The organism is Kitasatospora sp. NPDC057738, assembly GCF_042798815.1.
GTDB lineage: Bacteria > Actinomycetota > Actinomycetes > Streptomycetales > Streptomycetaceae > Kitasatospora > Kitasatospora lactacystinica.
Genome location: NZ_JBHVJT010000013.1, coordinates 62,305 through 84,270 on the forward strand (window position 1 = coordinate 62,305; position 21,966 = coordinate 84,270).

The 21,966-nt window shown below is 73.5% G+C and carries 19 protein-coding genes; 7 read left to right on the forward strand and 12 right to left on the reverse strand.

What is annotated here, in order from left to right; all coding sequences use genetic code 11:
* Positions 1 to 139: 139 nt before the first annotated feature.
* Positions 140 to 1,312: an aminotransferase class V-fold PLP-dependent enzyme gene (locus tag ACFVGO_RS09655; RefSeq protein WP_380631272.1), complete on the reverse strand. Its 1,173-nt coding sequence runs from the start codon at positions 1,310 to 1,312 to the stop codon at positions 140 to 142.
* 149 nt (positions 1,313 to 1,461) lie between these two features.
* On the opposite strand from ACFVGO_RS09655, the gene ACFVGO_RS09660 reads away from it, so the two are divergent.
* The 3 genes from ACFVGO_RS09660 (at position 1,462) to ACFVGO_RS09670 (ending at position 6,512) form a co-directional block, all read left to right on the forward strand.
* Entirely contained in the window at positions 1,462 to 3,528 is a 2,067-nt protein-coding gene (locus tag ACFVGO_RS09660; protein WP_380631273.1) for a prolyl oligopeptidase family serine peptidase, read from the forward strand.
* A gap of 85 nt (positions 3,529 to 3,613) precedes the next feature.
* Positions 3,614 to 3,991 carry a YrdB family protein gene (locus tag ACFVGO_RS09665; protein ID WP_359901072.1) on the forward strand — a complete coding sequence of 126 codons (378 nt, stop codon included), beginning with the start codon at positions 3,614 to 3,616 and terminating at the stop codon, positions 3,989 to 3,991.
* Between the two features lie 154 nt (positions 3,992 to 4,145).
* Positions 4,146 to 6,512, forward strand: a complete 2,367-nt coding sequence (locus tag ACFVGO_RS09670; RefSeq protein ID WP_380631275.1) for an immune inhibitor A domain-containing protein — start codon at positions 4,146 to 4,148, stop codon at positions 6,510 to 6,512.
* Between the two features lie 135 nt (positions 6,513 to 6,647).
* Here ACFVGO_RS09670 and ACFVGO_RS09675 read toward each other — a convergent pair whose 3' ends face one another.
* A complete protein-coding gene (locus ACFVGO_RS09675; RefSeq protein ID WP_359901077.1) occupies positions 6,648 to 8,105 on the reverse strand; it encodes an MFS transporter in 1,458 nt (485 codons plus the stop codon).
* A 47-nt stretch (positions 8,106 to 8,152) separates the two neighbouring features.
* On the opposite strand from ACFVGO_RS09675, the gene soxR reads away from it, so the two are divergent.
* Positions 8,153 to 8,626, forward strand: coding sequence for a redox-sensitive transcriptional activator SoxR (soxR, locus tag ACFVGO_RS09680; RefSeq protein WP_359901080.1), 474 nt, complete (start codon positions 8,153 to 8,155; stop codon positions 8,624 to 8,626).
* Between the two features lie 108 nt (positions 8,627 to 8,734).
* Here the strand turns inward: soxR and ACFVGO_RS09685 are convergent, their stop codons facing one another.
* Genes ACFVGO_RS09685 through ACFVGO_RS09705 form a run of 5 tightly spaced genes read right to left on the reverse strand, consistent with a single transcriptional unit; the run spans position 8,735 to position 14,441 of the window.
* Complete coding sequence (locus ACFVGO_RS09685; RefSeq protein ID WP_359901083.1) at positions 8,735 to 9,736, reverse strand: oligopeptide/dipeptide ABC transporter ATP-binding protein; 1,002 nt, start codon at positions 9,734 to 9,736, stop codon at positions 8,735 to 8,737.
* Positions 9,736 to 10,734, reverse strand: coding sequence for an ABC transporter ATP-binding protein (locus tag ACFVGO_RS09690; protein ID WP_359901086.1), 999 nt, complete (start codon positions 10,732 to 10,734; stop codon positions 9,736 to 9,738). Before ACFVGO_RS09690 ends, ACFVGO_RS09685 begins: the two co-directional genes overlap by 1 nt.
* Entirely contained in the window at positions 10,734 to 11,720 is a 987-nt protein-coding gene (locus ACFVGO_RS09695; RefSeq protein WP_359901089.1) for an ABC transporter permease, read from the reverse strand. The genes ACFVGO_RS09690 and ACFVGO_RS09695 overlap by 1 nt, the downstream gene beginning before the upstream one ends.
* Complete coding sequence (locus tag ACFVGO_RS09700; RefSeq protein WP_380631278.1) at positions 11,717 to 12,679, reverse strand: ABC transporter permease; 963 nt, start codon at positions 12,677 to 12,679, stop codon at positions 11,717 to 11,719. Before ACFVGO_RS09700 ends, ACFVGO_RS09695 begins: the two co-directional genes overlap by 4 nt.
* 13 nt (positions 12,680 to 12,692) lie before the next feature.
* A complete protein-coding gene (locus ACFVGO_RS09705) occupies positions 12,693 to 14,441 on the reverse strand; it encodes an ABC transporter substrate-binding protein (protein ID WP_359901094.1) in 1,749 nt (582 codons plus the stop codon).
* Positions 14,442 to 14,603: 162 nt separating this feature from the next.
* On the opposite strand from ACFVGO_RS09705, the gene ACFVGO_RS09710 reads away from it, so the two are divergent.
* Positions 14,604 to 16,055 carry an aminopeptidase P family protein gene (locus ACFVGO_RS09710; protein ID WP_359901097.1) on the forward strand — a complete coding sequence of 484 codons (1,452 nt, stop codon included), beginning with the start codon at positions 14,604 to 14,606 and terminating at the stop codon, positions 16,053 to 16,055.
* Positions 16,056 to 16,070: 15 nt separating this feature from the next.
* Here ACFVGO_RS09710 and ACFVGO_RS09715 read toward each other — a convergent pair whose 3' ends face one another.
* The 4 genes from ACFVGO_RS09715 to ACFVGO_RS09730 form a co-directional block, all read right to left on the reverse strand.
* A complete protein-coding gene (locus ACFVGO_RS09715; protein WP_359901100.1) occupies positions 16,071 to 16,361 on the reverse strand; it encodes a helix-turn-helix transcriptional regulator in 291 nt (96 codons plus the stop codon).
* 99 nt (positions 16,362 to 16,460) lie between these two features.
* Positions 16,461 to 17,483, reverse strand: coding sequence for a nitronate monooxygenase (locus ACFVGO_RS09720; protein WP_380631281.1), 1,023 nt, complete (start codon positions 17,481 to 17,483; stop codon positions 16,461 to 16,463).
* A gap of 42 nt (positions 17,484 to 17,525) precedes the next feature.
* A complete protein-coding gene (locus ACFVGO_RS09725; protein WP_359901106.1) occupies positions 17,526 to 18,158 on the reverse strand; it encodes a response regulator transcription factor in 633 nt (210 codons plus the stop codon).
* A complete protein-coding gene (locus tag ACFVGO_RS09730) occupies positions 18,155 to 19,363 on the reverse strand; it encodes a sensor histidine kinase (protein WP_359901109.1) in 1,209 nt (402 codons plus the stop codon). Before ACFVGO_RS09730 ends, ACFVGO_RS09725 begins: the two co-directional genes overlap by 4 nt.
* A gap of 163 nt (positions 19,364 to 19,526) precedes the next feature.
* Between ACFVGO_RS09730 and ACFVGO_RS09735 the strand changes: the two genes are divergently transcribed.
* Positions 19,527 to 20,603, forward strand: coding sequence for an ABC transporter permease (locus ACFVGO_RS09735; RefSeq protein ID WP_359901111.1), 1,077 nt, complete (start codon positions 19,527 to 19,529; stop codon positions 20,601 to 20,603).
* Complete coding sequence (locus ACFVGO_RS09740; RefSeq protein ID WP_359901114.1) at positions 20,600 to 21,283, forward strand: ABC transporter ATP-binding protein; 684 nt, start codon at positions 20,600 to 20,602, stop codon at positions 21,281 to 21,283. Before ACFVGO_RS09735 ends, ACFVGO_RS09740 begins: the two co-directional genes overlap by 4 nt.
* Position 21,284: 1 nt before the next feature.
* On the opposite strand, the gene ACFVGO_RS09745 is transcribed toward ACFVGO_RS09740, so the two are convergent.
* Complete coding sequence (locus ACFVGO_RS09745; RefSeq protein ID WP_380631283.1) at positions 21,285 to 21,881, reverse strand: Uma2 family endonuclease; 597 nt, start codon at positions 21,879 to 21,881, stop codon at positions 21,285 to 21,287.
* Positions 21,882 to 21,966 lie beyond the last annotated feature (85 nt).

Genomic DNA, 21,966 nt, shown 5'->3' on the forward strand with positions numbered 1-21,966 from the left:
GTGGTTGGTGTGATCTCGCATCTCAGCGAGAGGTTACCCGGGAGGAGTGACATCGATAGCACCGTTTTTCCGTGACCTGGACGACCGGGACCACCGGGGCCACCGGCGCCGGCCGACGGCCCGGCCCCGGCCCCGGGGCTCAGCCCTTCAGCAGTTCCACCAGCCCGTCCGCCAGCCGCTCGTACTCCTCCGGCCGGTTGTACAGCTGCGCGCTGACCCGCAGCACCCCGCCGCCGGCCCACGGGCGGACGGCGATCCGGGTGCCGAGCCGGTGCCACACCTCGGCCATCAGCGCCTTCACCTGCGGCTCGGTCTCGCCGAACCCGTCCGGCAGCCGGACGGTGCTCATCCAGACCCCGGGGGTCGCGGGCAGCGGCGCCAGGCCGGCCCGCTCGGCCAGCACCCGGCGGCCGTACGCGGCGAGGGCGGTGTTGTGGGCGGCCACCTCCGCGTGGCCGAGGGCGCGCAGCAGCTCGAAGCCGGCCGGGGCGGCCAGCCAGGGGGTGTAGTCGCAGGTGCCGCGCCACTCCACGTTGCCCGGGAAGCCCTTGTCGTGTTCCCAGGACAGTGCCAGCGGGCGCACCCGGGCGGTCCACTCGGGGCGGACGGCGAGCACGCCGGTGGCGCGCGGGGCGAAGGCCCACTTGTGCAGGTTGCCGAACCAGAAGTCGGCGTTCGGATCGATCGGGGCGGGCAGCATGCCGGGGGCGTGGGCGCCGTCCACCACGGTGGTCACGCCGCGGGCGCGCAGGTCGGCGAGCAGGGCCGGGCCGGCCACCAGGCGGGCGGTGGGCGAGGTCAGCTGGTCCAGGATCGCGACGGTGGTGCGTCCGTCCACGGCGGCGAGCACCGCCTCCCGGACGGCCTGCTCGTCCGGGGCGTCCAGCGGCACCTCGACGACCACCACGTCGGCGCCGGTCTCGGCGGCCCTGCGGACCGCGGCCCGGGTCACCGCGCCGTAGCCGTGGTCGGTGACCAGGATCCGGTCGCCGGGGGCGAACGGGATGCTGTCCAGGGCGATCGCGACGGCCTCGGTGACGTTGGCGACCAGCGCGAGCCGGTCCGGGTCGGTGTCCAGCTCGGCGGCGAGAAGGGCGCGGGCGGCGGCGATCCGGGCGGGGAGGTCGGCGAAGAAGCCGTCCGGGTCCCGCTCGTGCTCGGTGCGCAGCCGCTCCTGCGCCCGCTGCACCGGGACGGGCACGGCGCCGAACGAGCCGTGGTTCAGGTGCGCGGTCTGCGGGGACACGCTGAACAGCCGGTCGGCGGCGGGCAGGGGGGCCGGGGGTTCGGCGGTCCGCAGGTCCTCGGTCACGGTTTCCTCCGCTGGCTGGCGCACCGGTGGGCGGCGCGCCGGTGGCTCGACGTCTCGGCGGGCCGGTCGACACCGGCACGCACTGATGTGTGACATTTCACATGACAGACTACTGGTCGGGGCCCACACCTCGCGACCACCATCGGGCCGTGACCAACACCGACGCCTTCCTTGCCCTCAGCGCCCGTACCGGCCGGTTCGCCTTCGGCGCGCCGCGTGCGTACACCCTCGCCGAGGACGGTACCCGGCTGCTGCTGCTCCGCTCCACCGGTCCGGAGGATCCGGTGGACCGCCTCCACCTGCTCGACACCGCGACCGGCGAGGAGCGCCTGGTCGCCGACCCGGCCGCGCTGCTGCCCGGCCGCACCGGCCGCCGCGACGACCTGCCCGTCGTCGAGCGCCGGCTGCGCGAGCGCACCCGGCTGGTCGCCGCCGGCATCGGCACGTACGCCGCCACCGCCGACCTCGCCACCGCCGTCTTCACCCTGGACGGCCGACTGTTCCGCACCGACACCACCGCCGGCACCAGCGACGAACTCCCCGTCGCCGGGCCCGCGTTCGACCCCCGGCCGGACGCCACCGGGCAGCGCGTCGCCTACGTCGCCGAGGACGCCCTGTACGTCACCCCGGCCCTCGAACCGTTCTCCCCCGTCGACGGCGCCCGCTGGGGCGTCGCCGAATTCGCCGCCGCCGAGGAGCTCGGCCGCTCCCGCGGCCACTGGTGGCGCCCGGACGGCGGCGCGCTGCTGGCCGCCCGGGTGGACGAATCCGCCGTCCCCCGGCGCTACTTCGCCGACCCGGCGCACCCCGGCGAGGCCCCCGAGGACTTCGCCTACCCGCAGGCCGGCGGCCCCAACGCGGACGTCCAGCTCTGGGTGCTCGGCCTCGACGGCACCCGGGTCCGACTGCGCTGGGACGCCGAGGAGTTCCCGTACGTCTGCGCCGCCTCCTGGGCCTCCGCCGAGGAGGTGCTGCTCACCGTCGCCGACCGCCTGCAGCAGAACGTGCTGCTGCTGAGCGTCGACCCGGCCACCGGCACGAGCGCCGAACTCTCCCGCACCACCGACGAGTTCTGGGTGGACGACCTGCCCGGCACCCCGGCCCGGCTGGCCGACGGCCGGCTGCTCACCGTCCACGACACCCCGCAGGCCCGCGGCCTCGCGCTGGACGGCAAGCCGCTGGACACCGCCGGCCTGCAGATCCGCCGGGTCGTCGGCCGGCTGAACGGCCGGCTGCTCTGCGAGACCGGCGAGGGCGACCCCTTCGACCAGTACGTCCACCTGGTCGACCCGGACGGCGGCGCCCCCGAGCCGCTCGCCTCCGGCCCCGGCACCCACACGGCCCTCGCCGCCGCCGACACCCTGCTGCTCACCTCGGCCGGCCCGGAGGGCGTGCGGCGCGTCGTCAGCCGCGACGGCCGCGAGCTGCCGCTCACCGACCACAGCGCCGCGCTGCCCCACCGGGTGGAGCCGCGACTCGCCCGGGTCACCGGGCGCGCCCTGCCCAGCGCCGTGGTCTACCCGCGCGACCACGTCCCGGGCCGGCGGCTGCCCGTCCTGCTGGACGTCTACGGCGGGCCCGGCTACCAGGCGGTGGCCAACGAGCCGCGCCGCTGGCAGCTCAAGCAGTGGTGGGCCGACCAGGGCTTCGCGGTGGTCACCGTCGACAACGGCGGCACCCCGTTCGTCTCCCCCGAGTTCACCCGCACCATCTTCCGCCGCTTCTCCCAGGTGGCGCTGGACGACCAGGTCGACGCCCTGCACGCGCTCGCCGAGCGGCACCCGGACCTCGACCTCGGCCGGGTGGGCGTGCGCGGCTGGTCCTACGGCGGCTACTTCGCGGCGCTCGCCGTCCTGCGCCGCCCGGACGTCTTCCACGCCGCCTGCGCGGGCGCCCCGCCCACCGACTTCCGGCTCTACGACACCGCGTACACCGAGCGCTACCTCGGCCTGCCGCAGGACAACCCCGAGGGCTACGCCGACGACTGCCTGATCACCGACGCGCCCGGCCTGGCCAGGCCGCTGCTGCTGATCCACGGGCTGGCCGACGACAACGTCCACCCCTCGCACACCCTGCTGCTCTCCCAGGCGCTCACCAGGGCCGGCCGGCCGCACAGCGTGCTGCCGCTGCCCGGGGCCACCCACATGACCCCGGGCGGCCTGATGGAGCAGCTCGCCGAGGCCGAACTCGCCTTCCTGCGGGCGTCCCTGGGGTAGTCCGTTGCACCGCCCGGGCCGGACTGCGACACTCCGCACGATCGCCGCCCGGTCCGGGCGGGCCAGGACGACGGGGAGAACGCGGATGAGGATCGACCGACCCGGCCCGGTCGGGCGGCGGCAGTGGACGCCACTGACCGCGGGCAACGCCGGACTCGCCTTCGGGCTGGAGCTCGCCCTGCTGGCGTCGCTCTGCTACTGGGGCTTCCAGGCCGGCCCGAACACCGGCCTGCGGCTGCTGTTCGGGCTCGGCGCTCCGGCCCTGGCAGCCGGCGTCTGGGCGCTGTTCCTGGCCGCGGGCGGGCCCGCCGTCCGGCTGCCGGTCGGTGCGGAGATCGTGGTCAAGCTGCTGGTCCTCGGCACCGGCGCGCTCGCCCTGCACGCCACCGGGCGGAGCACCCTCGCGCTGGTGTACGGCGCGCTGGTGGTGGTCAGCGTGGCCCTGGAGTACACCACCGGCTGACGGTCCGGCAGGCCAAGGGCGTCGTACCTCCTGGTGCGGCGCCCTTCCGCTTGCTCCACACCTCTTCCACGTGACCCGTCACATGTGAAATATTACCTGCGCTTCACCGACTGATGACCTGAAGGACCCCCATCCCCCCGAAAGGACCGGTCAGTTGCGCAGACTGTCCGCCGCCCTCGCCGCCGCGCTCACCACCGGCGCGATAGCGGCCACCCTGCTGGGCACCCCCGCCCAGGCCGCACCCCCGACCCCCGCCGCCCTCGCCGCGGCCCAGGCCGACGCCGAACAGGGCGCCGAGGCCCCGCCCGCCCCGCTGGCCCCCCAGGAGCGCGAGCGCCAGGCGCTGCGCGGCAAGGCCCTGGAGCAGCTCAACAAGGGCTCCGTCGCCAAGAGCGCCGGCAAGCGGGCCCCGGCGAAGGTGAAGATCGGCAACGACTACGTCCAGCTCGCGCACCAGCGCACGGACAAGGTCTTCGTGATCCTCGCCCAGTTCGGCGACGAGGTGGACAACACCACCCAGTGGAACGGCCAGCCCCGCTACGGCGGCACCCCCGGCCCGGCCCACAACCTGATCCCCAAGCCGGGCAAGGACGACAACCACACCCTGTGGTCGCAGGACTTCAACCGCGACTACTACCAGAAGCTGTTCTTCGACGACTCGCCCGGCGCCGTGTCGATGCGCAACTACTACCGCACCCAGTCCTCCGGCCGGTACGACGTCGAGGGCACCGTCAGCGACTGGGTCACCCTCCCGTACAACGAGGCCCGCTACGGCAGCAACAAGGGCCCGCAGGGCTCCGGCGCCTGGACCCAGGGGCAGGAGTTCGTCCGGGACGCCGTCAAGGCCTGGTACGACGGCGAGATCGCCAAGGGCCGCTCCGCCGCCGACATCAAGGCGCAGCTCGCCCAGTACGACGTCTACGACCGCTACGACCACGACAAGGACGGCGAGTTCGCCCAGCCGGACGGCTACCTGGACAACGTCGTCGTGGTGCACGCGGGCGTGGACGAGACCTGGGGCGGCGGCGCCCAGGGCGCCGACGCGCTGTGGGCGCACCGCAGTTGGACCTTCCCGGACGCGACCGGGCAGACCGGCCCGGAGGGCAACAAGATCGGCGGCGCCCCCGTCGGCGACACCGGCCTGTACGTCTACGACTACGTCCAGGGGGGCGAGAACAGCGGCGTCGGCCTGTTCGCCCACGAGTACGGCCACAACCTCGGCCTGCCCGACCTCTACCCCACCAACGGCGGTGACAACAGCGTCAACTTCTGGTCGCTGATGTCCTCCGGCTCGTACCTGGGCAAGGGCCCGAACACCACCGGCGGCTACCCCGGCGACCTCGACGCCTGGAGCAAGCTGCAGTTCGGCTGGCTCGACTACGACGAGGCGCAGGCCGCCACCCGCTCCACCCACGCCCTCGGCGTGAGCAGCTACAACACCGACCAGGCCCAGGCCGTCCTGGTCCACCTGCCGGACGGCACCACCCGCACCGACCTCGCCGACCCGTACGAGGGCGCCAGGCAGTGGTGGAGCGACACCGGCGACAACCAGGACAACTCCCTGACCCGGGACGTCGACCTGCGCACCGCCGCCGGTCCGGCCGCCCTGGACGCGGCGGTCTGGTACGACACCGAGCAGGACTACGACTTCCTGACCGTCGAGGCCTCCACCGACGAGGGCAAGCACTGGACCGCCCTCGGCGGCACCGTGGACGGCGCCCCGATCGGCAACACCAGCGCCAACACCCCCGGGCTGAGCGGCGCGTCCGGCGCCTACAAGCAGCTGCACATCCCGCTGGACGGCTACCTCGGCCGGCAGGTCCGGCTGCGCTTCCACGTCACCTCGGACAGCAACACCCACGGCCGGGGCGTGCTGGTGGACGCCGTCAAGGCCACCGCCGGCGGCGCCGAGCTGTTCACCGACGGCGCCGAGAACGGCGCGAACGGCTGGACCGCCAACGGCTTCACCGCCATCGACGGCCGCACCGCCGTCAAGCAGCACCCGCGCGCGTACCTCGCCGAGAACCGCCGCTACACCGGCTACGGGGCGTTCCTGAAGACCGGCCCGTACAACTTCGGCTACAGCGGCGTCGCGGGCAAGGCCAACGTGGTGGACAACTACCCGTACCAGGAGGGCGTCCTGATCTGGCTGTGGGACACCTCGTACGGTGACAACAACACCAAGGACCACCCCGGCGGCGGGCTGATCCTGCCGATCGACGCCCGCCCGGCGCCGATCCGCTTCGCCGACGGGACGCTGGTCAACGGGCGGGCGCAGACCTACGACGCGACCTTCTCGCTCAAGCCGACCACGCCGTTCACCCTGCACAAGGGCGGCGTCGCGGTGCGCATCCCGTCGAAGCCGGCCGTCCCGGTCTTCAACGACCGCACCGGGGTCTACGGCGACCCGGCCACGCCGCAGCTGACGGTGAAGGTGCCGGACACCAACACCAAGATCGAGGTCGTCCGGGAGTCCCAGGGCGGGAAGATCACCACCGTCCGGGTGGGCCCGGCCTCCTGAGCCGGGAAGCCCCGCGGAAGAGGCCCCGGATCCCCCCGACGACAAGGGATCCGGGGCCTGCTCGTGCCCGCCCCGACGGGGCCCGCTCTTACCCCGCTCGTGCCCGCCACGGGGCCCGCCCGTGCCCGCCCCGGCTCAGCGCCCGAGGCTGCGGGCGGTGCGCGCGGCCGTGGCCACCCCGAGGGCGGTGATCGCGGCGATCCCCAGGGTCATGTACCGGGCCGAGTCGACCGGGGTGTCCCCGCCCAGGTTGACCAGGGTGCCGGCCAGCGCCGAGGTCACCGAGAAGGCGATCAGCTGGGTGGTGTTGATCGCCGCGGCCGCCTTGCCGCCCTCCGCCGGGTCGCCGCTGCTGCGCATCGCGGCCACGCTGAGGTGCGGGAAGGCCAGGCCTATCCCGGTGCCGGCGCCGAAGAGCGCCACCGCCCACAGCACCACCCGCGGCCCGGAGGCGTGCCCGGTCTGCGTCAGCCCGTAGACCAGCAGCCCGCCGACCAGCACCAGCGGTGCGACGCGGATCGCCAGGGCCCGGCCGCGGGCCGTCCCGATCCCGACGCTGAACAGCTGGGCGGTGGTCCAGCCGGCCGAGGTCGTGGCCCCGAGGAACCCGGCCACCAGCGGGGAGAGGCCGCCCAGCTGCTGGCCGAACAGCGGGATGAAGTTCTCCGTCACCACGCCCGCGCAGAGCACCGCGACGGTCAGGTAGAGCCACTTCAGCGGGTTGCCGGCCCGGTAGGTCTGCTGCGGCAGCACCGTGGCCGCCCCGCGCCGCTCGGCCGCCACGAAGCCCACCAGCAGCGCCAGTCCGGCGAGCAGGCACAGGGCCGTCGGCCAGCCGCTGGGCACCGTCGAGCTGACGCTGAAGGCGGCGGCCGCCAGGGTGAGCAGCAGCAGCGAGGGCAGCGGCACCGGGCCGCTGCCGTGCCCCGCGCCGGGGCGCCCGGGCAGCACCCGGCGGGCCAGGACCGCCAGCACCAGCGCGGCGACCAGCAGCAGGACGTACGCCCCGCGCCAGGCGCCGAGCTGGGCGAAGAGCCCGCCCAGCGACGGTCCGACCAGGGTTCCGACGCCCCACATCGCGGAGACCAGTCCGGCCGCGCGGGTCCACAGCCGCTCCGGCAGGGCGCTGCGGATCACGGCGTAGCCGAGCCCGGCCACCAGCCCGCCGCCGAGGCCCTGCACCACCCGGCCGAGGATCAGCGCCGCCATCGACGGGCTGAGCGCGTTGACCACCGCGCCGGCGCCGAAGACCAGGAAGCCCAGCACGTAGGCCCGGGCGGCGCCGAGGCGGTCCAGCAGCCGGCTGACCAGCATCGAGGCGATGACGGCGGCCATCAGGAAGCCGGTGGCCACCCACGCGTAGTACCGCTCGCCGCCGATGTCGGCGACGATCGAGGGCATCAGGGCGGCGGTGAAGTAGAGGTTCATCGCGTACAGCGCGACGCCGCCGGCCAGGATCGAGGCGGAGGCGGCGTAGCGGCGGGAGAAGAGTTCGCGCCACCCGCCGGGGGCTCCCGCGGACGGCGACTCCGACGGGTAACTGTCCAGCTCGGCGGTGGTGGTGTCGTTGTCGACGGCAGCTGATTCGGTCACGTCCGGTACGCTAGGACTTCAAGAGAACTTGAAGTCAAGGAGCCGCCATGACCACCGCGCCGGTCGATCTGCTGAGCGTCGGCGAGGTGGCCCGGCGGGCCGGGATCGCCACCTCGGCGGTGCGCTTCTACGAGGACCAGGGGCTGATCTCCTCCGAGCGCACGACGGGCAACCAGCGGCGCTACCGGCGGCACGTGCTGCGCCGGATCTCGCTCATCCTGGTCGCCAAGCGGCTCGGCATCCCGCTCTCCGAGGTCGCCGAGGTGTTCACCGGCCTGCCCGAGGACCGGATGCCCGGCAAGCACGACTGGGAGCGGATCTCCCTGCGCTGGGCCGAGCAGCTGCGCGCCCGCCGGGCCGAACTGGAGCGGCTGGAGGACGAACTGACCGGCTGCATCGGCTGCGGCTGCGTGTCGCTGCGCCGCTGCCGGGTGCTCAACCCGGGGGACGAGCTGGCCGCCGAGGGGCCCGGCCCTCGCCGGCTGCTGCCGGAGGAGGGCCTGCTGCCCGCCGAGGAGTGAGCGGGCAGCAGGGCCGAGCGCGGAGAGTGGGCGGGGAAAGGGTGGAACCCGGCCGGACGCGGCCCTCGCAGGGTTCCCCGCCGCGTCCGACCGGGGGCTTGTGCGGCCTCAGGCCTCCGGGAAGTGGCAGGCGGCCTGCCGCTCGCCGGGCCCGGCGATCCTCAGCAGCGGCCGCTCGGTCCGGCAGATGTCCTGGGCCTTGGGGCAGCGCGGGTGGAAGGTGCAGCCGGGCGGCGGGTCGGCCGGGCTCGGCGGGTCGCCGAGCAGCACGATCCGCTCCCGGTTGCGCTCCGCCTCCGGGTCGGGCAGCGGGACGGCGGACAGCAGCGCCCTGGTGTACGGGTGCGCGGGAGCGCCGTACACCTCGGCCTTGTCGCCGATCTCCACGATCCGGCCCAGGTACATCACCGCGACCCGGTCGCAGACCCGCTTGACCACCGAGAGGTCGTGCGCGATGAACACGTACGCCAGCCCCAGCTCCTTCTGGAGCCGCTCCATCAGATTGACCACCTGGGCCTGGATGGAGACGTCCAGCGCGGAGACCGGCTCGTCGGCGATCACCAGCCGCGGCGAGGTGGCCAGCGAGCGGGCGATGCCGATGCGCTGGGCCTGGCCGCCGGAGAACTCGTGCGGGTAGCGGTCCAGGTGCTCGGGGATCAGCCCGACCAGCTCCATCAGCTCGCCGGCCCGCTTGCGCGCGTCCGCCGCGCTCCCGCCCTGGACCAGCAGCGGCTCGGAGATGATCCGGGCCACCGTCTGGCGGGGGTTGAGCGAGGAGTACGGGTCCTGGAAGACCATCTGGAGGTCGCGCCGGTGCGGGCGCAGCCGGGCCTGGGAGAGCCCGCCGATCTCGGTGCCGTCGAAGGTGACGGTGCCCGAGGTCGGGTCGAGCAGCCGGACGATCATCCGCCCGGTGGTGGACTTGCCGCAGCCGGACTCACCGACCAGGCCGAGCGTCTCGCCCGCGCCGACGTCGAAGCTCACCCCGTCCACCGCCCGGATCGGCGCCCCGGGCCGGCCGGTGCGGCCGCGCCGGCCGGGGAAGGTCTTCACCAGGTCCCGGACGGACAGCAGCGGCGCGGTCGCGCCCTTCGTCGACGGTGTGGTCATCACAGCACCCCTTCCGGCACCAGCGGCAGGTGGCAGGCGGCCTGGTGGCCGGGGGCGAGCCGGTCGAGCACGGGGCGCTCGGCCAGGCAGCGGGTGTGCTCCTCGGCGGACGCCGCGGTGGTGCGGGCGCAGCGCGGGGCGAAGGAGCAGCCGGGGGCGGGGGCGATCAGCGACGGCGGGCTGCCGGGGATGGCCCGCAGCGGGGCGTCGTCGGCGTCGTCCAGGCGCGGCAGCGAGTCCAGCAGGCCGCGCGTGTACGGGTGCGCGGGCTGCGCGAACAGCCGGTCCACCGGGGCCTGTTCGGCGGCCCGGCCGCCGTACATGACCAGCACCTCGTGGGCGACCCGGGCGACCACGCCGAGGTCGTGGGTGATCATCACGACGCCGAGGCCGCGCTCCTGCTGGATCCGGGCGATCAGGTCGAGGATCTGCGCCTGGACGGTGACGTCGAGGGCCGTGGTGGGCTCGTCGGCGATCAGCAGCTCGGGCTCGCAGGCGAGCGCCATGGCGATCATGACGCGCTGGCGCATGCCGCCGGAGAACTGGTGCGGGTACTCGTCGACCCGGCGGGCCGGCTCCGGGATGCCGACCTCGGCCAGCATCTCCACCGCCTTGGCCCGCCCGGCCTTGCGGTTGGCCTTGAAGTGCACCCGGTAGTGCTCGGCGATCTGCTCCCCGACGGTGTAGAAGGGGTGCAGGCTGGACAGCGGGTCCTGGAAGATCATCGCGATCCGGCGGCCCCGGACGGTGCCCAGTTCCCGCTCCCCGAGCCCGTTCAGCTCCTGCCCGTTCAGCCGGATCGAGCCGGTGACGGCGGCGCCGCGGTGCAGGCCCATGACGGCGAGCGAGGTGACGGACTTTCCGCTGCCCGACTCGCCGACCAGCCCGAGGGTGCGCCCGGCCTCGACGACGAAGGAGATCCCGTCCACCGCGCGGACGGTGCCGCGCGGGGTGTCGAAGGCGACCTTGAGGTCCTCGACCTCCAACAGCCTGGTCATCAGTACCTCACTCTCGGGTCGACGAACGCGTAGAGCAGGTCGACCAGCAGGTTCGCCGCGACGATGAAGAAGGCCGCGAGCAGGGTGACCCCGAGGATGACGGGCTGGTCGGAGCGGGCCAGGCCGTCGTAGAACAGCCGGCCGACGCCGGGCAGGCCGAAGATCGACTCGGTGATGACCGCGCCGGCCAGCAGGCCGCCGAGGTCCATGCCGAAGATGGTCAGGATCGGCGTCATCCCGGCGCGCAGCCCGTGCTTGACGGTGACCGTCCGCGGCGGCAGGCCCTTGGCCCGGGCGGTGCGGATGTACGGCTCGGCCATCGCCTCGATCATCGAGTTGCGGCTCTGCCGGGCGTACATGGCCGCGTACAGCAGGGCCAGCGCGATCCACGGCAGCAGCAGGTTGGAGCCCCACTCGAAGGGGTTCTCGGTGAACTTGTGGTACGAGGGGTAGGGCAGCAGCCCGGCCGTCCTGACGACGCCCCAGATCAGCATGATCGAGGTGAAGTAGACCGGCAGCGAGGCGGCGCCGACGGACAGCACCATCAGCGTCTTGTCGACCGGTCGGCCCTTGCGCAGCGCCGAGGTGACGCCCGCGCCGAGGCCGAGGACCAGCCAGAGCACGGCCGCGCCGAGGGCCAGCGAGACGGAGACCGGCAGCCGGTCGGTGAGCAGGTCCCAGACCGGCAGCCCGTACTCGTAGGAGTAGCCGAGGCAGGGGAAGCCGCAGTGCACCGCGCTGGGGCCGGAGCCGTAGTCGCGGCCGGCGAAGATGCCGCCGAGGTAGGCCAGGAACTGGTCCCAGACCGGCTTGTCCAGGCCCATCGCCGCCTTGACGTCGGCGAGCCGCTCGGGGCTGCAGGTCTTGCCGCAGGCGGCCGCGGCCGGGTCGTTGGGCAGCAGGTAGAAGATGGTGAAGGTGATGGCGCAGATGGCGAGCAGGATGCCCGCCACACCGAGCAGGCGGCGGCCGAGGTAGAGGATCACGACCGGCCTCCCCGGGGGTCGAGGATGTCGCGCAGCGCGTCCCCGAGCAGGGTGAAGGCGAGCACGGCGACGAACAGGAAGGCGGTCGGGATCAGGAAGTAGGTCGGGTCGGTCTCGTAGTGCACGATGCTCTCGGCGATCATCTGGCCCCAGGACGCGGTCGGCGGGCGGACGCCCACGCCGAGGTAGCTGAGCGCGGCCTCGGTGGCGATCATGCCGGGGATGAGCAGGGTGGTGTAGGCGATGATCGGGCCGGAGACGTTCGGCAGGATCTCGCGGGTGAGGATCCGCCAGGAGCGCGCCCCGCCGACCTTGGCGGCCTCGACGTACTCGCGGTGCTTGAGCGAGAGGGTCTGGCCGCGCACCACCCGGGCGATGCCGGGCCAGGTGAACAGCCCGATCACCAGGGTGATCAGCAGGATCCGGTTGACGTCCTTGGCCACCGACATCATCGCGATCATGAAGATCAGCGAGGGGAAGGACATCGTGAGGTCCATCAGCCGGGACAGCAGCGTGTCGACGCGCCCGCCGAAGTAGCCCGCCGCGATGCCGGCCAGGGTGCCGGCGATCACGACCACCGCGGTCGCGGTGAACGCGATCAGCAGGGACACCTGACCGCCGTGCAGCACCCGGGCGAACAGGTCGCGGCCGCTGCCCGGCTCGACGCCCAGCCAGTGCCGGGCGCTGATGCCGCCGAAGTCGCCCCTGGGCACGCCGCCCAGGTACGGGTCGACGGCGCGCTTGTCGAACTCCTCGGGGGTCCAGCCGCCGAGCGCGCTGAGCGGTCCGGCCAGCGCCGTGATCAGGATCAGCACGCCGACGGTGATCAGCCCGAACCGGGCCGAGCCCTTGGCCCACAGCTGGTCCCAGACCAGCCGCCAGGGCCCGCGCCCGGCACTCTTCTTGGCGCCCCCCGCCGTGACGTCGGCCACGGCGGCGGGCTCAGTGGTGGTACTCATCGCTGCCGGCCCCTCACTTGCCCTTGGCGGGGTCCTTGAGGCCGATGGCACCCAGGTCGAGCATCCCGGCGAAGCCCGAGTTGCCGAAGGCGCCGGCCACGTTGGTGCCGACCAGCAGGGGGCGGCGCTGCCAGATCAGCGGGACGGCCGGGGCCTTCTTCGCCAGGTCCTGGTCCAGCTGCTGCCAGGCCTTGTTGGCCTCGCTGACGTCCGTCATGGCCGCGATCTGGTCCATCCGGTCCATCGTGGCCTGGTCCTTGAACTGGCTCAGGTTGCCCTGGTTGCCCTTCTCCTTGATGGTGCGGCCGTCGAACTGGAACGGCAGGAAGGTCGCACCGGAGGGGTAGTCGGGACACCAGCCGCTGATGGTCAGGTCGGGGGCGTTCTTGATGTCGCCGACGGTGTCCTGGAAGGCGGACGGGTCGGTGGTGTTGATGGTGACCTGGACGCCGGCCTTGGACAGCGACTGCTGGATCGCCTCGGCACGGCTCTTGTCGCCGAGCGAGACGGTGAGCGAGACCTTGAGGTCGCTCTTGCCCGCCTCCTGGAGCAGCTTCTTGGCCTTCTCCGGGTCGCCGGCCGCCGGGACCTTCAGCGGGTCGGACTTGACGCCGCCGGTCAGCGAGGGCGGCAGGTAGGAGGTCGCCACGTCGGCCATCGCCGGGCCGCCGAAGGCCGTCACCTGCCCCTCGCGGTCGACCGCCCACATCATCGCCTCGCGCACCTTCGGGTCGTCGAAGGGGGCCTTGGCGGTGTTCATGTACAGCATGTCGGTGCAGCCGGTGACCTCGGCGGCCATCCGGGCCTTGACGTCCGGCTTGGGCAGCACCTTGGCGACGGTCTCGTGCGCCATCCACGGCATGTTGATCGCGTTGGCGTCGGCGCCGTCGCTGGCGATGATCCGGTCGTCGGCCTGGCCGCCCTTGATGCCCTGGGTGACCACGACCTTGTCCGGGTAGGCCTTGCGGACGGTGTCGGTGGCCGGGTCCCAGTTGGTGTTGCGGACCAGCACCAGCTGCTTGCCGCGGTCGTAGGTCTCGATCTTGTACGGACCGGAGGAGAACGGCCGGGCGTCGTACTGGGTGCCCTTCTCCTGGGACTGCGGCACCGGGGAGAAGGTCGGCAGCGAGACGGTGGAGGAGAACTCGGCGACCGGGCGCTTCAGGTGGAAGACGATCGTCCTGTCGTCCGGGGTCTCGATGCTCGCCAGGTGCTCGCCGTTCAGCGGGCCCTTGTAGTTCTCGCCGCCGGCCAGGTACTGGATCGCGTAGTCGGGGCCGCCGGTGAGGTCCGGGGAGTAGGACCGCTCGACGTTGTACTTGATGTCGGCGGACTTGATCGGCGTGCCGTCCTCGTACTTGAGGCCGTCCTTGAGGGTGAAGGTCCACACCTTGCCGCCCTCGGAGGACTTGCCCAGGTCGGTGGCGAGGTCCGGGACGATCTCGCTGCCCGCCGCGCCCGGCTCGGCCTTGAAGGTGGTCAGGGTCCGGTAGAGCAGCCGGGTGCCGAAGTCCATGTGCGGCACCACCCAGCTGCGGGCCGGGTCGAGGTGGGCGAAGTCCTGGTTGGTCAGGACGGTGAGGGTGCCGCCCTTGACGGGGGTGCCGCCGATGACCGAGCCGGACGCGGCGCCCGGGCCCTTGCCGTCGGAGGGGGCGGCGTCGCTGCCGCTGTCACTCTTGTCGTTGGAGCAGGCCCCGAGGCCGAGGGTGAGGGTCGCCGCGAGGGCCGCCGCGAGGGCGGCGTGGGTGCGCCTGGTCATGTGCAACTCCGCTGTGGGGGGCCCGATCCGCCGGATCTGGCCGCTGCGCTGTGTGACCCGTAACATAGTAATGTGAAATTGCACTGCACAAGAGGTGACGGCTCCCGTTACCGAGCTGTGTCCGTGCCAGGCATCTCCCCAGCCCCACCAAGGAGTTCACCGGTGACCCTTCCCCCGACCGGCCTCAACACCGGGAGCCACGACCTCCCGGTCTCCCCCGCCCTCGCCTCGTTCATGGGCACCCGGTGGGCCGCCACCCCCATTCCCACCGACCTGCGCGTCCCCGGCCACGACCGCTTCCCCGGCCGCCGCGCCCGGCTCTCCGCCGCCTTCCCCGGCGAGCGGCTGATCGTCCCGGCCGGCCGGCTCAAGGTCCGCTGCAACGACCTCGACTACCGCTTCCGCCCGCACAGCGCGTACGTCTGGCTCACCGGCCTCACCGGCGAGGACCAGGCCGACCACGTCCTCGTCCTCGAACCGGCCGGCCCCGAGGGCCACGAGCCGGTGCTCTACCTGCGCCCCCGCTCCCCCCGCGACGGCGGCGAGTTCTACCGCGACCGCCGCTACGGCGAGTTCTGGGTCGGCGCCCGGCCCGACCTCGCCGAGGCGGCACAGCTCACCGGGGTGCGCACCGAACACCTCGACGACCTCGGCAAACTGCTCACCGGCCCCCAGCCGCCCACCCGGGTGCTGGCCGGCACCGACCCGCTGGTCGACGAGGCCACCGGGCGCCCGAACGGCGACCACCGGGACAGCGAACTGGCCGCCGTCCTCTCCGAGTTGCGCCTGGTCAAGGACGAATGGGAGATCGGACAGCTGCAACTGGCCGTCGACCACACCACCACCGGCTTCGAGGACGTCGTCCGCGCCCTGCCCACCGCACTGCGCCACCACCGCGGCGAGCGCTGGATCGAGGGCGTCTTCGACCTGCGCGCCCGCGCCGAGGGCAACGGCACCTCCTACACCACCATCGCCGCCTCCGGCGCCCACGCCTGCGTGCTGCACTGGATCCGCAACGACGGCGCCCTCGACCCGAACTCCCTGCTCCTCCTGGACGCCGGCGTCGAGACCGACACCCTCTACGCCGCCGACATCACCCGCACCCTCCCGCTCAGCGGCACCTTCACCCCGGTCCAGCGCCAGGCCTACGACCTCGTCCTCGCCGCCCAGAGCGCCGGCATCGCCACACTGCGCCCGGGGGCCCGGTTCCGCGACTTCCACCGCGCCGCCATGCGGGTCATCGCCGAAGGCCTCGCCGACTGGGGCGTCCTGCCCGTCTCCGCCGAGGAGGCCCTCGCCGAGGACAACGGCCTCTACCGCCGCTACACCCTCTGCGGCAGCGGCCACATGCTCGGCCTCGACTACCACGACTGCGCCAAGTCCCGCGCCGACCGCTACCTCGACGGCACCCTGGAGGAGGGCATGGTGCTCACCGTCGAGCCCGGCCTCTACCTCCAGCCCGACGACGAGACCCTACCCGCCGAACTCCGCGGCCTCGGCATCCGCATCGAGGACGACCTGGTCATCACCGCCGACGGCGCCCACCTGATGTCCGGCGCCCTCCCCCGCACCGCCACCGACGTCGAATCCTGGATGGCGGACCTGCTGTCCTGAGGAGGCAGCGGACGATCAAGCCACCTTGATCGTCCGCTCCCCTCGCCGAATCGTCACCTCGACCTCGCCGCCGATCGCCGCCGAATACGCCCGCAGGTTGTCCAGGCTGTCCACCTGCCCGTGCTCGATCTGCGACACCCGCGCCTGACTCACGCCCATCAGCGCCGCCACCTCCTTCTGGGTGAGGTTGGCCGACTTCCGCATCTCGGCCAGCTCATGCCCCCGAATCTGAGCAAGCATCTCCTGGCGGACCTGCGCCCGCCTCGTCTCCGCCTCCGGCGTCACCAGCTCGGGAAACCGCTTCACGACCTCGGCTCGCACCTCGGTCCAACTACGCCCCGCGAATTCCCGCTCAATCCACCCCTGCGAGGGACAACACGCCGAGTCCTGCGCGCCCCCGACGCCCTACCCCCGCGCCGCCTGCCACAGCTCCGCGACGATCTGCTCCGCAGGCCCCGTGCGGGCCAGGCGGTGGGCGGTGCCGGCCCAGAGGTGCATGGCGGCCGTGTCGCCGCGGCGGGCGGCGGCGGCGCGCAGGGGGGTGGTGAGGCGGTTGACCTCGGGGTAGGCGGGCGGGGCGTACGAGCCGTGGCGGTCGATGAAGGCGTTGCGCAGGCCGCGGGCCGGGCGGCCGGTGAAGGCGCGGGTGACGACCGTCTCCGGCAGCTCGACGAGCGCGGCCCGGTGGGCGGCCGCGGCCCCGGACTCGTCCGACCGCAGCAGGGCCGTGCCCAGCTGCACCGCCACCGCTCCCGCCCGCAGGGCCGCCGCGACGGCCGGGCCGTCGCCGAGCCCGCCCGCGGCGATCAGCGGTAGCGCCGTCACCTCCCGCACGGCGGCCAGCAGGTCGAGAAGCGGCAGCTCCCCCGGCTCGTCCGTCACCCGGTGGGTGCCGCGGTGGCCGCCCGCCTCCGGGCCCTGCACGCACAGCGCGTCCATCCCGACCGCCTGCGCCGCCCGCGCCTCCTCCGGCGTGGTGACGGTGCCGATCTGGGTCGTCCCGGCCGCCCGCAGCGCCGCCGCCTCCTCGGCCGTCGGCAGCCCGAAGGTGTACGAGACCACCGGCACCGGGTCCGCGAGCAGCGCGGCCAGCTTGGCCTCCCAGTCGTCCCGGTCCGGCCCGTCCTCCTCCGGCAGCGTCACGCCCCACCGCTCGGCCTCGGGCCGCAGCCGCTCCCGGTAGGCGGCGACGGCCGCCCGGTCCCCGGGCGTGCCCGGCACGAAGAGGTTCACCCCGTACGGCCGGTCGGTCGACGCCCGCACCGCGGCGATCTGCTCGGACATCCCGGCGGCGGTCCTCATCCCGGCGGCCAGGAAGCCCAGCCCACCGGCCCGGTTCACCGCCGCGACCAGTGCGGGCGTCGAGGGGCCGCCCGCCATCGGGGCGGCGATCACGGGGACGGCGAGCTCGTCGAGCCGGACGGTCATCGGGCGCTCCTCACACTGCTGCGGGTACGGAACACCCCCACCCTACGCTCGGCGGATCAGCCCCCGCCGCCGTGCCTCGCGCACCGCCGCCGTGCGCGAGTCCACGCCCAACTTGGTGTAGATGTGCACCAGATGGGACTTCACCGTGGCCTGGCTCAGGTGCAGCCGCTGGCTCACCTGCTGGTTGGTCAGCCCGTCCGCGACCAGCCCCAGCACCTCGGTCTCCCGGGCGCTGAGCGCCGCCGCCGGCGTCCGCATCCGCTCCAGCAGCCGGTCCGCGACGCTGGGCGCCAGCGCGCTGCGCCCGGCCGCGGCGGCCCGTACCGCCTGGGCGAGCTCCTCCGGCGGGGCGTCCTTCAGCAGGTAGCCGGTGGCGCCCGCCTCCAGGGCCGGCAGGGTGTCCGCGTCGGTGTCGTACGTGGTGACCACCAGGACCCGCGGCGCGCCCGCCCGGGCGGTGATCGCCGCGGTGGCCTGCGCCCCGTTCATCGCCGAGCCCGGCCCGAACTGGAGGTCCATCAGCACCACGTCCACGCCCGGTTCCGCCGCCAGTTCGACGGCCCGCTCGGCGGTGGCCGCCTCCGCCACGATGGCGAAGTCCGGCTCGCACTCCAGCACCGCCCGCAGCCCGGCCCGCACCACCGGGTGGTCGTCCGCGATGAGCAGCCTGATCACGGGCCGGCCTCCGGGGTGACGGGCAGCTGCACCGCCACCGTGGTGCCCTGCCCGGGCGCCGACTCCACCGTGAAGCGGCCGCCGAGCGCCCGCGCCCGGGCCCGCATCGAGGGCAGCCCGAACCCGCCGTCCCCGTCGGGGCGGCCGGCCGCCACCACCGCCGGGTCGAACCCGGCGCCGTCGTCGTACACGTCCAGTGCCACTTCGCCCTCCATGTAGCTGAGCGTCACGTCGGCCCGCGAGGCGCCCGCGTGCCGGACGGTGTTGCCGAGCGCCGACTGCGCGATCCGCAGCAGCGCGACCTCCTGCGCGGCCGGCAGCCGGACCGGGTCGCCGAAGACGTGCAGGTGGACGGGCAGCGTGCCGTGCGCCGTCGTCGTCGCGCACAGCCGCTCCAGCGCGACCGGCAGCGGGTCGCCGTCCAGCGCGGGCGGGGTGAGCGCCCGGACGAACCTGCGGGCCTCGTCCAGGTTGTCCTGGGCTGCCTGCCGCGCCTGCTCGACGTACCCGGCGGCGGCCTCGGTGCGCTCCGGCAGGGCCCGCTGGGCCGCCCGCAGCAGCAGCTGGATGGAGCTGAGGCTCTGCGCGAGGGTGTCGTGGATCTCCCGGGCGAGCCGCTCCCGCTCGGCCAGCACCCCGGCCGCGTGGTGCGCGGCGGCGAGGTCGGCGCGGGCGGCGGTCAGTTCGTCGATCAGCCGGCGGCGTTCCTCGCTCTCCCGGTACAGCGCCTGGTAGCCGAGCACGGTGGCGGTGGCGACGGCCGCGCCGAGCGCGGGCCCGATCGAGGCGGCGAAGCTGAAGCTGTGCTGGTGCCAGGACCAGGCGGCGATCGACGCGGCGGCGGTCAGCCCGACGGCGACGAGCCCGCCGCGCCGCCCCAGCAGGTGCAGTTCCAGGAAGTACAGCGGGAACGCCAGCCAGACCCCGTCCTGGGTGGCGATCAGCACGCCCGCCCAGGTGGCGCCGAGCAGCACCAGCCAGAGTGCCGCCGCCCGGCGCGAGCGGCGCACGGCGGCCAGCTGCGGCCCGACGGTGTAGACGGCGGCCATCGCGGTGGCCGCGGCGGCGACGGCGGCGGGGTCGCCGCCCCGGTCGACGAAGACGGCCCGGGCGACGGCGAGCGCGAGCAGGCCCGCAACGAGCAGGTGCAGGCAGACCTGGAGGACGCGGGCGACGGGGGTGGTTCTGGATCGTTCGGTCGCCATCCGTCCAGCCTAAGTTCCGCGCCGGCGTCCGGCATCAATCAAAAGGTTGAACTCGGCCTATTCCCTTTGATGCCCAGGATGCAATCCCCGGCGCGATGCCCCGGGGCCCCTCCGTCCGGGACGGTGGAAGAGTCGAAAACACCTGTGCAGAGGAAGGTTCACCGTGTTCGTCGCCTGGAGGGACCTGAGGTTCGCCAAGGGGCGGTTCGCCTTGATGGGGACCGTCATCGTGCTGATCACCGTACTGGTCGGCCTGCTGTCCGGGCTGACCGCCGGGCTCGGCCGGCAGAACATCTCCGCGATCACCGGCCTGCCCGCCGACCACCTGGTCTTCGGCAAGCCGGCCGACGGGCAGAAGCTCTCCTTCACCGATTCCCAGGTCACCCCCGACCAGTGGCAGGGCTGGGCCCGCGAGCCCGGCGTCACCTCCGCCCAGCCGCTCGGCATCACCACCACCAAGGCCGCCGCCGGGCAGCGCACCGCCGCGCTCTCCGCCTTCGGCGTCCCGGAGGACTCCGGGCTCGCCCCGCAGGGCACCCGGATCGCCCCCGGCCAGGCCGTGCTGTCCAGGACCGCCGCCGAGAACCTGGGCGGCCTCGCCCCCGGCGCCGAGTTCACCCTCGGCGGCCACCCGCTGCGGGTCGCCGCCGTCCAGGGCGACGCCGCGTACAGCCACACCCCGGTGATCTGGACCTCCCTCGGCGACTGGCAGCAGGCCGCCCCCGGCGGCACCGGCCACGCCACCGTCATCGCCCTCACCACGGCGAAGGGCGCCGACCTGGCCGCCGCCGACGCCCGCCACGGCACCGAGACCCGCACCCGCGACGACGCCCTCACCGCGATCGGCTCCTACACCTCGGAGAACGGCTCCCTCCAGCTGATGCGCGGCTTCCTGTTCGCCATCTCCGCCCTGGTGATCGGCGCGTTCTTCACGGTCTGGACGATCCAGCGCAGCGGCGACATCGCCGTGCTCAAGGCCCTCGGCGCCTCCACCCGCTACCTGCTGCGCGACGCCCTCGGCCAGGCCGTCCTGCTGCTGGTGCTCGGCACCCTGCTGGGCACCGCGGTCGCGGCCGGCTTCGGCGCGCTGATCGGCTCCGCCGTCCCCTTCGTCCTGGACGCCCCGACCGTCCTGCTGCCCGCCGCCGTCATGATCGCCCTCGGCGCGATCGGCGCGGCCCTGTCCATCCGCCGGATCACCTCCGTCGACCCGCTGACCGCCCTGGGGAGCGCCCGATGAGCTTGACCCTCGACCGCATCACCCTGACCTACCCGGACGGCGACGGCCGGCTCACGGCCCTGGACGAGGTCTCGCTGACCGTCCCCAAGGGCTCGCTCACCGCCGTCGTCGGCCCCTCCGGCTCCGGCAAGTCCAGCCTGCTGGCGGTCGCCGCCACCCTGATCACCCCGGACTCCGGGCAGGTCGTCATCGACGGCACCGACACCGCGGGCCTCGACCGGGCGGAACTCACCGCGCTGCGCCGCACCAGGATCGGGATCGTCTTCCAGCAGCCCAATCTGCTGCCCTCGCTCACCGCGGTGGAGCAGCTGCAGGTGATGGCCCACCTGGACGGCCGCGCCCCGCGCACCGCCCTGCCCCGGGCCCTGGAACTCCTGGACGCCGTCGGCCTGCGCGACCAGGCCGCCCGCCGCCCGCACCAGCTGTCCGGCGGCCAGCGCCAGCGGGTCAACATCGCCCGCGCGCTGATGAACGACCCCACCGTCCTACTGGTGGACGAACCGACCAGCGCCCTCGACCACGAGCGCGGCGCCGCCGTCCTGGACCTGATCACCGACCTCACCCACCGCCGGGCCACCGCGACCGTCCTGGTCACCCACGACCGCACCCACCTGACGGCCGTCGACCAGGTCGCCGAGGTCCACGACGGCCGGCTGACCCTGCCCGCGGCGGCGCTCTGACCTACTTCTTGGCCGTCAGCACGTCGTCCACCGAGAGCGTCACCGACGCTCCGATCGACTCCGGCAGGGTGAAGGACTGCCCGGGGTGGTGGACGGCGTGCACCCGGTACTCGCCGTCGTCGGGTTCGGTCAGCACCATCACGCGCTGGTTCATCCGGTCCACGATCACGTAGACCGGCACCCCCGCCGACGCATAGACAAAGGGCTTCTTCTTCAAGTCATCGCTGTAGTTGGACGAAGTGACTTCCAGAACGAGCCGGAAGACCGCCGGGTCGTAGCAGTTGTACTCGATCAGGTGATCGTCGATGTCGGCATCGACAACAGCCAGGTCGGGAACCGCATAGTCGGATGGCCCGTCCGGCAGCCAGATTCCAACGCCCTGAAGGACATCGGTCCCGCCTCCGTCGAGGCCGGCCTCGAACAGGACACGCATCAGGCGGCTCAGCGACTTGCTGTGCGAAGCATTCGGCGGCGGCGTCACGGCGATCTGGCTCCCGACGATCTCGACCCGGTAGCCGGGGAACTGCCCGGAGATCAGCTCAGCGGCTTCGAGCAGCGTCGGCTGCTCCATGGGCTCTTCCACTGCTGCGGCGGACATGGAATTCCTCCTGGCTGCCGATGTCGAGAGCATCATCGTAGAACTCGGACGCCTCCCGGCGCCCGATCCTCAGTCCTCACCCGAA